Origin of the sequence: Sphingobacterium zeae, from assembly GCF_030818895.1 — a bacterium.
GTDB lineage: Bacteria > Bacteroidota > Bacteroidia > Sphingobacteriales > Sphingobacteriaceae > Sphingobacterium > Sphingobacterium zeae.
This window is the reverse complement of the sequence record NZ_JAUTBA010000001.1, coordinates 623,494-636,634: the sequence shown is the minus strand read 5'-3', so window position 1 is coordinate 636,634 and position 13,141 is coordinate 623,494. Positions and strand designations below refer to the sequence as shown.

13 protein-coding genes are annotated in these 13,141 nt (G+C 39.0%); 9 read left to right on the top strand and 4 right to left on the bottom strand.

Annotated elements, in window-relative coordinates:
* Positions 1 to 53: 53 nt before the first annotated feature.
* Positions 54 to 902, bottom strand: coding sequence for a 4-hydroxy-3-methylbut-2-enyl diphosphate reductase (locus QE382_RS02790; RefSeq protein ID WP_293957227.1), 849 nt, complete (start codon positions 900 to 902; stop codon positions 54 to 56).
* A 279-nt stretch (positions 903 to 1,181) separates the two neighbouring features.
* On the opposite strand from QE382_RS02790, the gene QE382_RS02785 reads away from it, so the two are divergent.
* Positions 1,182 to 1,601, top strand: a complete 420-nt coding sequence (locus tag QE382_RS02785; RefSeq protein ID WP_209578426.1) for a nucleoside-diphosphate kinase — start codon at positions 1,182 to 1,184, stop codon at positions 1,599 to 1,601.
* A 144-nt stretch (positions 1,602 to 1,745) separates the two neighbouring features.
* Here the strand turns inward: QE382_RS02785 and ybeY are convergent, their stop codons facing one another.
* Positions 1,746 to 2,174 (bottom strand): rRNA maturation RNase YbeY, encoded by a 429-nt coding sequence (gene ybeY / locus QE382_RS02780; protein WP_307184588.1) that lies wholly within the window; start codon positions 2,172 to 2,174, stop codon positions 1,746 to 1,748.
* 48 nt (positions 2,175 to 2,222) lie between these two features.
* Positions 2,223 to 2,636, bottom strand: a complete 414-nt coding sequence (gene ruvX / locus QE382_RS02775; protein WP_307184587.1) for a Holliday junction resolvase RuvX — start codon at positions 2,634 to 2,636, stop codon at positions 2,223 to 2,225.
* A 629-nt stretch (positions 2,637 to 3,265) separates the two neighbouring features.
* Between ruvX and def the strand changes: the two genes are divergently transcribed.
* A complete protein-coding gene (gene def, locus QE382_RS02770) occupies positions 3,266 to 4,492 on the top strand; it encodes a peptide deformylase (RefSeq protein WP_307184586.1) in 1,227 nt (408 codons plus the stop codon).
* Between the two features lie 120 nt (positions 4,493 to 4,612).
* Here the strand turns inward: def and QE382_RS02765 are convergent, their stop codons facing one another.
* A complete protein-coding gene (locus tag QE382_RS02765) occupies positions 4,613 to 5,602 on the bottom strand; it encodes an aspartate-semialdehyde dehydrogenase (RefSeq protein WP_307184585.1) in 990 nt (329 codons plus the stop codon).
* Between the two features lie 574 nt (positions 5,603 to 6,176).
* Between QE382_RS02765 and QE382_RS02760 the strand changes: the two genes are divergently transcribed.
* The 7 genes from QE382_RS02760 to QE382_RS02730 all read left to right on the top strand — a co-directional run bounded on the left by QE382_RS02760 (position 6,177) and on the right by QE382_RS02730 (position 13,139).
* Positions 6,177 to 7,124, top strand: coding sequence for an NAD-dependent epimerase/dehydratase family protein (locus QE382_RS02760; protein WP_293889309.1), 948 nt, complete (start codon positions 6,177 to 6,179; stop codon positions 7,122 to 7,124).
* A gap of 2 nt (positions 7,125 to 7,126) precedes the next feature.
* Entirely contained in the window at positions 7,127 to 7,852 is a 726-nt protein-coding gene (locus QE382_RS02755) for a YebC/PmpR family DNA-binding transcriptional regulator (RefSeq protein ID WP_209578414.1), read from the top strand.
* Positions 7,853 to 7,972: 120 nt separating this feature from the next.
* Positions 7,973 to 9,055, top strand: coding sequence for a hypothetical protein (locus QE382_RS02750; protein ID WP_307184584.1), 1,083 nt, complete (start codon positions 7,973 to 7,975; stop codon positions 9,053 to 9,055).
* A 65-nt stretch (positions 9,056 to 9,120) separates the two neighbouring features.
* On the top strand, positions 9,121 to 9,864 hold the full coding sequence (locus tag QE382_RS02745; RefSeq protein ID WP_046673148.1) for a DeoR/GlpR family DNA-binding transcription regulator: 744 nt from the start codon (positions 9,121 to 9,123) through the stop codon (positions 9,862 to 9,864).
* A 23-nt stretch (positions 9,865 to 9,887) separates the two neighbouring features.
* Positions 9,888 to 11,348: a lipopolysaccharide biosynthesis protein gene (locus tag QE382_RS02740; protein WP_307184583.1), complete on the top strand. Its 1,461-nt coding sequence runs from the start codon at positions 9,888 to 9,890 to the stop codon at positions 11,346 to 11,348.
* A complete protein-coding gene (locus QE382_RS02735) occupies positions 11,349 to 12,221 on the top strand; it encodes a glycosyltransferase family 2 protein (RefSeq protein WP_307184582.1) in 873 nt (290 codons plus the stop codon). It abuts the gene before it with no gap.
* Positions 12,222 to 12,224: 3 nt separating this feature from the next.
* Positions 12,225 to 13,139, top strand: a complete 915-nt coding sequence (locus QE382_RS02730; protein ID WP_307184581.1) for a glycosyltransferase — start codon at positions 12,225 to 12,227, stop codon at positions 13,137 to 13,139.
* The last annotated feature ends 2 nt before the right edge of the window (positions 13,140 to 13,141 follow it).

The following is a 13,141-nucleotide window of genomic DNA, read 5'->3' as shown; positions in this document are numbered from 1 at the left end:
CACCCGGGATCTAAACCTTGGAATTATGAAATATCTGTGACGGGTAATTGCCCTTATAAGGCTTCTAAAGTTGCCTTTACATCTTTCATCAACCACATTGGCGTTGATGTGGCACCACAAATACCAATACGATCGTTCTCAGCGAAGACCGATGCATCCAATTCGGCTGGATCAGAAATAAAATAACTTGCTGGATTTGCGTTTTGACAAACTTCAAACAGCACTTTTCCATTGGACGATTTTTTGCCTGACACAAAAACGATTTTGTCATATTGTTTCGCAAAAGCACCCAGATCTTCATATCGATTGGAGACCTGGCGGCAAATAGTGTCATTTGCCTTCACTTCATACCCACGTTTGATAAGCTCGTCTTTGATCGCATAAAATTTATCCACACTTTTTGTTGTCTGGCTATATAGTGTAAATGAAGATGGCAACTCGACTTGATCCAGCTCGGAAATATCCTGAAAAACCAGGGCTTCATTATTCGTCTGCCCCTGCAAACCAATCACTTCAGCATGTCCATGCTTACCGAAAATCAAAATCTTCTCCTTTTGATCGAAGGACGTTTTTATACGGTTCTGCAATTTAAGGACTACTGGACAAGAGGCATCTATCAAAGTAATATTATTTTGCAAAGCAATACGATAGGTCTCTGGCGCTTCACCGTGGGCACGGATCAATACCTTTTCATTGCTCAAATTGGGCAGAGCAGCATGGTCGATAATTCGTAGACCTTTTGCTTTTAATCGAGTAACTTCCTCATCATTATGAACAATATCACCCAAACAATAAAGATAACCATCCTCTTCTAAGATCTCTTCCGCCATATCAATAGCGTATACTACTCCAAAGCAAAAGCCTGAATCCTTATCGATGTCTACTGTTAGATTTAATGCCATAATATCACAAAGTTACATATTCATATTGAACTTAGATCAATTGTTCTTTTACTTTTCTACAATCGATAAAATGTAAAGCTTGTTACCGTCTGCGCAAAAAAGACAATGGTAACGGATCAGAAAGAAACATTTATCTCAATATCAATAGCGATCGGAAGTGACACACAAAGATTTCAACCGTAAGAACCTGTTGAGTTTATCAAGAATTGTGTATATCTGAATCGTAAGGATATTGCATATGAAATGCAATTTATCTAATTTTGCATAAAAATTAAAATAATGGCAACTAACAGAACTTTTACGATGATCAAACCTGACGCTGTAGCGAATGGTCACATCGGTGCAATCTTAAACGATATCATTGCTGGTGGTTTTAAAATCATCGCAATGAAATACATTCAACTTTCTAAAGAGACAGCTGGTGCATTTTACGCAGTACACAAAGAGCGTCCTTTTTATGGTGAATTGGTGGAATTTATGACCTCAGGTCCTATCGTTGCTGCCATCTTGGAAAAAGACAATGCTGTTGAAGATTTCCGTACACTGATCGGTGCAACTAACCCTGCTGACGCGGCTGAAGGCACAATCCGTAATAAATATGCAAAATCAATCGATGCAAACGCTATTCATGGATCTGATTCAGATGATAATGCTGCTATCGAGGGTAACTTCTTCTTCTCGCAATTTGAAAGATTTTAATCTTTAGAACAACATAAAAAAAGGTCTTTACAAAATTTGTAAAGACCTTTTTTTATGTTTTGCCCTCCACTCTCTCGACAAGCTCCAGCGTTCAATTCCGTTCTCATACCAGTAGTCGCAGTTTAAAAAGCCGCGTAGGAATCTTTAAAAGTTTCTTTTACCAAGATACTCATCCTCTTTGGCGGTCATCTTGGCTTTATCTGCCGGTTTTTTATCGGGATAACCGCACAGGTGCATGACACCATGAATAATAACCCGATGAAGCTCGTCACGCACATCAACTTTAAATTTTTCAGCATTCTCCTGAATACGCTCCACACTAATAAAAATATCGCCGGCGATGGTGTCATCATATTCGGAAGAATCAAAAGTAACGATATCAGTATAGGTGTCGTGATTTAAATATTGCTTATTGATTTCAAGCAAGTAAGCATCCGAGCAAAGGATAAAGCTCAATTCGCCAACACGTTTAAATCCTTCTCCTTTGATGGCATCAACAATCCATTGGCGAATCTTTCCCTTTTCTTTTAATTTGAAATCCGTATCCTCGGTAAAAAATAATATGCTCTTCATCCTTCTATTTTTTATTCATTCTTGTTTGACGTATTAGTCGTTTTGTATCTAAAAATTACGGCCATCCATGTAGCTTTGCAAAATGATTGTTGCAGACACGGTATCAATCAACCCCTTCTGTTGACGGTCCTTCTTTTTTTTCCCACTTTGCGCGATCGCTGCAGAAGCCATTTTAGAAGTAAAACGCTCATCTATTTCAGCGACAGCAATGGCTGGATAAGTCTTTTTCAGTTTTCGAATAAAACCGACAACATGCTGTGCGGATTCAGAGTCGGTACCATCCAACTGACGCGGCTTGCCGACAACAAAAGTTTCTACCTGCTCTGTCTGTAAATACGCTGCTAGAAATGTCCAGATATCCTCTGGATGTACAGTCGTCAATGCCGTCGCAATAATTTGCATTGGATCGGTTACTGCAACCCCTATTCGTTTTGTACCGTAATCAAATGCCATCAGTCTCATGGATATGTTTTTTTTACAAAAGTACAATTTAGATATGAGTATTGGGAGATATATGCATGAAGTTCCATTTATACGTTAACAAAATCGGATTAAATTACTTACACTAAAATAACGTTCTTTTGTGTCCTATTTGGTTCCACGTTTACTTAGGTTTAGTTTAGGGTTTAGTTAGGGTTAGTTTAGGTATAGTATAGGTAAAACCTAAGTAAACCCTAACTAAAATCTAACTTATAGCTATACAAATCCTAAGGTAATGTAGGAACATACAGACCTTTACTATATCATTGTATACCTCATCAAATCCCAATGACGATTTTAAGCTTGAAGACATTGATCTTGAGAGCGAAATTGACTCACTGGGCAAATGATCACAGCTATTGCATGGAAATGGATGGGTGAATACGTCAAATTAAACTCACTAAGATTGGGCACAATGGTGTTAAACAATGAAAAACAACGTTTTGAATAATCGAAATCAAGTAATAACTTTGATTGTCGATTTTGCTACGACAAAAGATATTGATTTTTGAAACTATACTCTCTTCCTTTACGCTTTGTCAAATTCTAATGTTGGCAAGAAGTGGCACAGTATTAAATCATAAAAATCGGACAGAAAGATATTTAAACAAATGAAAAGAACACTTGTCGCCAGTTTCCTGTTGGCCTTATGCTTGAATACGCATGCACAAACTAAATACGAGCAATACATTACCACTCTTCGTGAAGAAAAAGCCGCTGAATTGGCGAAAGAACAATATGGCCCATTGAAATCAGATCAAGTGGCATTTTTGGATTACTTTCCTGTAGACGTCAGCTACAAAGTCAAGGGCAAAATTGATGTTCTGTTTGATGAACCAGTTTTTCGGATGCCGACCTACGACGGCACAAGCAATGAATACAAAAGATACGGAATCATAACATTTATCCTTCAAGGTAAAAAACGTGTACTGAATGTCTACCAAAGCGTCGCATTATTTCAAAACCCAGCATACAAAAAGCATTTATTTTTGCCATTTCTAGATTTAACAAATGGCCAGGAAAGTTATAGTGGTGGCCGATATATTGATCTATCCACAGAAGATATAATAGGAGACAACGTTGAGATAGATTTTAACAAAGCATATAACCCCTATTGCGCTTATAGTAACGGTTACCGTTGTCCGGTTCCCCCAGTTGAAAACAATTTAGAAACAAAAATTATGGCAGGAGAAAAAGCATTTCAAAAGTCAAAAAACGAAAGGCCGGTCAATCTTAATGCAGGCCAGGAATTCAGTGCTGCCGACAAGAAAATCATTTCATCTGGAGGTGAAAATGCAATTCTTCGTGTATTGCAGACAACGGACGAAAAAGATCTGAAAGTTTTAAAAGCGACAAGCACTGATGTCAAATACAACGACCCATTGATTGAATCACTTTCCAAAAGAATGTTTGCGACGGTACGTGATCCCAATCACCCGGGTGTAGGCATCGCTGCGCCACAAATCGGTATAAATAAAAATCTAATCTGGGTACAGCGATTTGACAAACCAGATCAACCTTTTGAGTTCTATATCAATCCTAAAATTCTATGGCGCTCCAAATTAAAACGTACGGGTGCCGAAGGTTGCCTTTCTATTCCTAACCGTAAAGAAGACGTATTGAGGAGTTACGCGATCCGCTTGCAATACATCGATAAAGAAGGGAAAGTGATCGAAGAAAATATTGAAGGCTTTACTGCTGTTATTTTTCAACACGAAACCGATCATCTCTTCGGCATCTTGTTTCCGGATCGACTTGAGGAGCAAAGTAAAGAAGCATACTCCCCATTAAATGATAAGATTGAGTTTTCTATCAAGCCCAGCACATTGATGCCGTAATCTTTTAGGACACAATTCAGAGTCAACCATTAAGTGCCCTAAATTATTAATCGCTTATAAAAAAGAGCCCCCATGAACTTCATCATGAGGGCTCCATATTTATTATGGAATCTACTTGAGTTAGATCAATCCTTTTTCAGCTAATAACTCGGCTACTTGAACGGCGTTGGTTGCAGCACCTTTACGTAAGTTATCCGCTACTACCCACATGTTAAGGGTATTTGGTTGAGATTCATCGCGACGGATACGTCCTACAAACACTTCATCTCTACCATGTGCATCTTTCGGCATCGGATATTGCAGTGAAGATGGATCGTCAACAACGATACAACCGCTTTGTGCCGCTAAAGCTGCACGTACATCTTTCAAATCAAAGTCATTTTCAAATTCGATATTCAACGACTCAGAGTGTCCACCCATTACAGGAATGCGCACTGTCGTTGCAGTGACTTTAATAGAATCATCACGCATGATTTTATTTGTTTCAAGAATCATTTTCATCTCCTCTTTTGTATAGCCGTTTTCTTGGAAAACATCAATATGAGGGATTACATTGAGATCAATGTGATAAGGATAAGCTTTCTCACCATCTTTTCCGGCACGCTCATCCATTAATTGGTTGACGGCTTTTACACCCGTACCTGTCACAGATTGGTAAGTCGAAACTACCACACGCTTAATTTTATATTTATCGTGTAATGGCTTCAATGCCACTACCATTTGTATCGTCGAACAGTTTGGATTTGCAATAATCTTGTCGTCAGCAGATAACACATCACCGTTTACTTCCGGAACCACCAGTTTTTTTGTAGGATCCATACGCCAAGCCGAAGAATTGTCGATCACCGTAATTCCAGCTTCAGCAAATTTAGGCGCAAATTCTTTCGATGTATCACCGCCAGCGGAAAATAACGCAACATCAGGTTTCAAAGCAATAGCCTCAGATGGTGTAACCACCTTATACTTCTTTCCCTTGAATTCAATTTCCTTACCCTTACTACGCTCTGAAGCTACCGGAATTAATTCTGTTACTGGGAAATTTCGCGCCGCCAACACGGTTAGCATTTCAGTACCTACAAGGCCTGTTGCGCCGACTACTGCCACTTTCATTTTTGTCTGTGTTTAAATTGTGTATATAAAATTTGTTATTTGATTTTGTTTTAGTTGATTCTCGAAGAATGAATTCTTCAAATTTAAAAAATATTCAGCAATTTCACTATTAAAATAACAAAATATTAGTCCCTCTACTAAAAATGTCACAACATTTAGAGTTTATTGGCGCTAATTGCCGAAGAACGATCTCTACATCACTTACCAGCCGATAAAATTTAATATTAAAGCAATTCAAAAAAAGTAAAAATTTTCGCTGCTTATTCAAAAAAAAAGAACAAACGATTGAAACAGTTTAAAATCTCATAAAAACAGCCCCAAGAGTCTATAAATTAACGTTTTTTACACACATCATCCAGCATCCCACAGTTGATAGATACTGAAAAGCCTTTATATTTGCATCATAAACCGCCATGGTTGAAATTTCATTTTCATTACACGATGAAACGTAAATTATGTCAGGCTAGATCCTGTCCTAATCGATGGGAACAAATGAGCGGAGCGATTCCTTTACACTGTTGAGCATGGACACTCAAGATGGTAAAAGTAGTAGCTTCATAAATTAAACTTACAAATGAAAGAAAGCATTATTATCATTGGTGCAAATGGCCAGATCGGCACAGAATTAGCTATCGCATTGCGCAAAAAGTTTGGTGCAGAGAATGTTGTAACCACTGACATTAGAGAACCACAGATTAAAAGCCCTGACGAAAGTTTCGAAATCGCTAATGTTCTTGACAAAAATGGACTTGAGAAATTATTTCAACAATATAAACCTACTCAAGTATACCTACTAGCGGCCATGCTTTCGGCTACAGGAGAGAAATACCCTGAAAAAGCTTGGGAATTGAATATGAATGGCTTATTAAATGTTCTTGATTTAGCTGTGAGCTATAAAGTTTCGAAGATATTTTGGCCAAGCTCAATTGCCGTTTTCGGACCGCATTCTCCAAAAAATAATACCGAACAATATTGTGTAATGGATCCAAACACAATTTATGGTATCAGCAAACTTGCAGGCGAGCGACTCATTGAATGGTATCAAGAACATCGTGGTCTTGATATTCGCAGCCTCCGTTATCCCGGCATCATTTCTTGGAAAACTGAACCAGGGGGCGGTACAACGGATTATGCGGTAGACATTTTTTATGAAGCATTAAAAACCGGTTCCTATGCTTGCTTCCTATCTGAAAACACAGCATTACCGATGTTGTACATGGAGGACGCCATTCGGGGTACACTCGAATTAATGGATGCACCAAAAGAAAGACTAAGCATTCGCCACAGTTATAATCTTGGAGGTATCACATTTACTCCAAAAGAACTTGCACAAGAAATTAAAAAAATTCTTCCTAATTTTGCAATCTCTTACGTAGAGAACGATCCGAGACAACAGATTGCCGATTCATGGCCTGCTAGTCTAGATGACTCCTATGCAAGAAAAGACTGGAATTGGACGCCAGAATTTGACATCCAAAAGATGACGGTCGACATGATTGAAAATCTTAAAAACAAAATATAACAATGGGAAGAGCTTTCGAATTCAGAAAAGAGCGGAAATTCAAACGCTGGGCCAAAATGGCCGTTCAATTTACACGTTTAGGTAAAGAAATCGCTATGGCGGTTAAAGAAAGCGGCCCTCATCCCGAAACCAACTCGAGACTTCGTACAGCAATACACAATGCCAAGGCTGTTAATATGCCCAAGGATCGTATTGAAGCTGCAATCAAACGTGCTTCAGAGAAAGATTCCAAGGGTTATGAAGAATATGTATACGAAGGCTATGGCCCTCACGGTGTACCTGTTTTAATTGAAACTGCTACCGATAATACCAACCGAACTGTAGGAAACATTCGCAGCTATTTTACGAAAGCTGGCGGTTCACTGGGAAAAACAGGATCACTGGATTTTATTTTTAACCGCAAATCCATTTTCCGTTTTGCTGCAACAGAAGAACTGGACTTAGAAGAGTTGGAATTAGAGTTGATCGATGGGGGCTTAGAAGAATTATACGTGGAATCTGATGAAGAGGGCAATGATGTTGCTGTCGTTCAAACTTCTTTTGAAGACTTTGGTAATATGCAAAAATTACTGGAAGAGAAAGGAATTGAGGTGAAATCTGCGAAATTGGAACGCATCGCCTTATCGCATTCAGATATTACCGAAGAACAAGCAGCGGATGTCTTAAAGATGATTGATAAAATCGAAGAAGATGATGATGTTCAAGCCGTTTACCATAATATGGCATAGTTAAGGAATCTGTCAAATAACAAAAAAGAGCGCTCGTCGCTCTTTTTTGTTTAAAACACCGTCTAGCTCCGTCAGAAAAATTACTACATTTGTAATAGACTAAATCAAACTCGTATCAGAATGACTTTTGAAGAATTTTTCATAAAAAAGAAAATTGATTTAAAAGCTTTACAAGCTGCAGATAAACCCTTATTTGAGGAGTTCAAAGCACATTATTCTGCGATGGGAGAAAAAAGCTTTGACCACAGCAAGAAGTTCTGGTTCAATAAGCTTCGAAAAAGCTTCCATCTGAAAGAGGAAGAAACTCCAGCCGCAAAACCTGCAGTAAAACAGGCCGTGGCTGATACTCCAACGGAGACTTCTGGTTCGAAGGCGATAAAACCCGCGGGCTTCAAACCTCGGTTCAAAGCTGCAATTACACCTGCAGTTGATGAGGGTAAAACCACCGAAGCACCTGATTCTGCTAAAATTGAGACTGACTCTGCTCCTACAGGCTTTAAGCCGAGGTTTAAAGCAGGTGTTACTAAAGCTCCGGATTCAGCAGCAAGCACTCCTGTATCCGAAGAAACAACTGACGAAACTACTTCATCGGCGCCAAAACCAACAGGATTCAAGCCTAGGTTCAAAGCTGGGGTTACTAAAGCTTCTGATACAGCAACAAGCACTCCTATATCCGAAGAAACAACTGACGAAACTACTTCATCGGCGCCAAAACCAACAGGATTCAAGCCTAGGTTCAAAGCTGGGGTTACTAAAATAGAAACGTCCGAAAAAGCGCCGCAGGCCGCGCCGCAGGCCGCACCGAAAGCCGAAGTCAAGTCAGAAGAAACCGTAAATGCTGAACAAAAAATCGACGATTCAGACACACAGCAGACTCCGGCAATAGCACCCGAAAACCGTAGCACTGACGAACAGCAAACTGCAACCAGTAAACCCACGGGCTTCAAACCACGGTTTAAAGCGGGGGTGACGAAAATAGAAACTTCCGAACAAGCGCCTCAGGCCGCACCGAAAGCCGAAGTCAAGTCAGAAGAAACCATAAATGCTGAACAAAAAAGCGACGATTCAGACACGCAGCAAACTCCAGCAATAGCGCCCGAAAACCATAGCATTGACGAACAGCAAACTGCAACCAGTAAACCAACGGGCTTCAAACCAAGGTTCAAAGCTGGCTTAACAAAAATTGACAAAAAGGAAGAATAATTTTCACTACATTTAGAGTGATTTTTTCAATTAATTTTTAAATTCCGATTAAAAACCACAGACCAATGTTAAAGGAAGAAAGACAAGCATTCATTATACATCAGATTAACCTACATAACAAAGTTTTATCTTCAGATCTAAGTGTCCAGCTGAATGTATCTGAGGATACAATTAGACGAGACTTAAACGAACTTGCAGAGAACGGTAAAGTTTTAAAAGTCTATGGTGGAGCATTATCCAAATCTTTTCAATTTCCCTTCCAGGATGGGAATGTGTATGCCAAGGAAGCAAAAAAAGAAATTGCTAAGAAAGCAAGCACATTAATCTCAAATGGCATGACAGTCTTAGTCGGCGGCGGGACAACATTAATCGAATTGGCAAGAACAATACCTGATCACCTGCAGTGTACATTTTTCACTATAAGCCCGTTAGTTGCATTAGAACTGGCAGAAAAACCAAACCTGGAAGTCATTTTGGTCGGCGGAAAGCTTTCACGCAACACAAACATTGTTTCTGGAGCTCAAGTGGCCAATGAATTGGCTGATCTTAAAGTCGATCTTTGTTTGTTGGGAACAAATTCTCTTTCCGTAGAAGACGGGGTTACTGACTCGGACTGGGAGGTCGTACAAATCAAACGCGCTATGATTAAATGCTCGAAAAAGGTAGCTATTCTGAGCATTGCGGAAAAACTTAATTCAGTTCAAAAAATGAAAGTAGTTCCGTTACGTGATATTTCCTATTTGATTACCGATGTCAATCCGACTGATGTTTCCCTAAAAGAATTTGCGAATACAATTGCAATACTTTAATATTGCCGCTCATTTAATTTAGCATGTCATCGCAAACGAAAAATGACTCTTTAAAATCAAAAACAACAAAAGGACTGCTATGGGGTGGTATGGCCAGTATCATCCAGCAGTTTTTGGGCTTCGGCTTCGGCATCCTTCTAAACCGTAAACTAACAGCGGAAGATTACGGTTTAGTAGCGATGATCACTATCTTTTCCGTTCTAGCTTCTGCCTTTCAAGAAAGTGGGTTTGTTTACGGTATCGTCAATAAAAAGCAGGTTGAACATAAGGATTATAATGCTGTTTTCTGGACAAGTGTCGGGATTGGAACATTCATCTATATCGTCTTATTTTTCGCAGCTCCTCTTATCGCTCTATATTATAATCAACCAGTACTTATAGAACTAAGCAGGTTTACCTTCTTGTCCTTTTGGCTAGGAAGTTTTGGTATCGCCCATAACGCCTACCTCTTCAGAAATCTAAAAATAAAAGAACGCGTTATTACGGGCACTTTTGCACTTATTGTATCCAATGTGGTCGGGGTTTATCTTGCTTATAAAGATTATGCTTATTGGGCGTACGCTATTCAAATTGTATCCTACAGTGGCTTTAATATGCTCGGATTCTGGTATTTTTCCAAATTTAGGCCAACTTTTCAATTCGATTTCCGACCCATTCGTGACATTTTAGGATTTAGCAGTAAGATACTGGTTACCAACATCTTTATCAACCTAAATAAAAATATCTATGCGGCAATCTTAGGTCGTCATTATACCGCAGAAGAATTAGGTTACACCGTTAATCCAAATCGCTGGAGCATCATGGCCCAGAATATATTGACCAATATGGTCAATAACGTGACACAGCCTATTTTAAAGGAGATAGAAGATGACAAGGATAGACAAGTTCGGATTTTTCGCAAACTGATTTCCTTTACAGCCTTTTTAGCCTTTCCAATGTTATTTGGTTTAACAACGGTAGCACAAGATTTTATTACTATTGCGATCACCGACAAATGGGCGCAAAGCGCCATATTTCTTCAAATATTTTGTATTGGTGCCGCATTTGATTCTGTAAGCAATGTTTTCTCTAACTTAATCATTAGCAAGGGGAAACCTGAAGTTTATATGCGGAATATCATTGTTTTTGGCCTACTCCAAATTGCCATCCTATTTTTCGGCAAATCATTAGGCCTAGAACTGCTCATTGGATTAACCTCGGCATTAAATGCCCTCTGGATATTCGTTTGGTACATATCAGCCAAACCTTATATGAACTATTCATTTCGTTATCTGCTAACAGATATTTTCGCTTATGCACTATTGGCAGCGATAAGCTGCTTAGCAGCCCATTATGCCACCGCAGCCATCGCCAACCTCTATCTTCGGTTTGCAAGTACAATTGGAATTGCAGTATGCAGTTATATCATCGTAAATAGAATCTTTAAACCCAGTATTTTGTTGGAATTATACAACTATTTCCTAACAGTTATCCGAAAAAAATAGATGGCCAGGATTCTCACCATAATCGTCTCTTATAATTTTGAGCCTTGGATCCACAAGTGCTTACCCAGCTTATTGGATTCAAGCTACCCAACAGATATTTTAGTTGTAGACAACAATTCGTCAGACAACACAACACAGATCATAAAAGAAACGTATCCAACAATAAGACTGATAGAAAGTTCCGCAAATTTAGGTTTTGGAAAGGCCAACAACCTTGGACTTGATATTGTTTTGAAAGAAGAGTATGATTATGCATTTTTAGTCAATCAGGACGCCTGGCTAGATCGGGACTGTATTGCCAACTTAGTGAAAGTCAACGCAGACAATATCGGAATTATCTCACCTATTCACTACGATGGAACCGAAACAACGCTGGACTATGGTTTTGCTGTCTATACAAAAAACGCTATCATCGAAAATTCTAATCGAATTTGCACGTTCGTCAATGCTGCATTTTGGTTTATCCCCAATCCAGTAATCCGAAAAGTTGGTGGTTTCGCACCGATCTTTTTCCATTATGGAGAAGATAAAGATTATGCCAACCGAATCAAGTACTACGGATTAATCATTGTTCTCGCTGAAGGAGCCAAAGCCTACCACGATAGGCAACAACGTAAAATAGACCGCAAAGCTTTTATGAAAAGCGAATTTGTCTATCATTTGACAGAATATTGCAATATCAATTATACTTTTGTAAAAGCTTTTTCCATGGCAATATTGGCAAGTCTAAAGAAAATGGCGTCTTCATTTTCTAAAGGTCATACTTTTGAAGCAAAAAGCTACTTAAACATTGCTTTTAGGCTGTTGGGCAAAACAGGAGCAGTTTACCGTACCCGTGTGACTAACAAAAAAGTCTTCAACAAAATCTATTGATAAATGAACAATATTGCTCCAGTCATACTTTTTGTGTACAATCGTCCTGATCATACAATAAGGACACTCTCAGCTTTAGAAAATAATAAACTAGCAGACCAGACCACGCTATACATCTATTCGGATGCTGCAAAAAACGAAAAATCTGTTCAGGCAGTTACTGAAGTACGAAAGATTATCAATAAGCAATGGAACTTTAAAGAGGTTATTGTTGTAGAACGGACAGAAAATTGGGGTTTGGCAGCCAATGTGATCGATGGTGTTACAAAAGTGGTCCATGCACATGGAAAGATTATTGTCTTAGAAGACGATCTAGAAACTTCAGTTTTTGCCCTGGATTATTTTAACAAAGCATTGGAGCGGTATAAAGATCAAGAACAGGTCATGGAAATCAGTGGCTACAGTTATCCGGTAAAGGATTTAAATAAGCTGCCAGAGACGTTCTTTTTCCGAGTAGCAAACAGTTGGGGTTGGGCAACCTGGGATCGCGCCTGGAAATATTTCAACCCAAACATTGATGAAATTGTATCGGATTTTACAGCAGCGCAGATCCATCAGTTTAGTATAGAGGGTAAAGAAAATTTTTGGAAACAAGTACGGGAATTGAAGGCGGGAAAGATCAACTCTTGGGCGATCCGCTGGTATGCTTCCATATTCAGAAAAAATGGGTTAGTTTTGTATCCTAGGAATTCGATGACCCAGAATATTGGGAACGACGGTTCGGGCACACATACAGCTTCTGAATCAACTTATCAGGTTGCACTAGCTGAACATCCTGTAGCGTATTTTCCAACGGAAATTTCAGAAAACAAACAAGCTTACGAAGCCATCAAGCATTTTTATGCACATCGCAAAGGATCATTGTTCAACCGTGCCATCCGATTCTTTAAAAAGAAAATAAACACATTCAATACATAAAG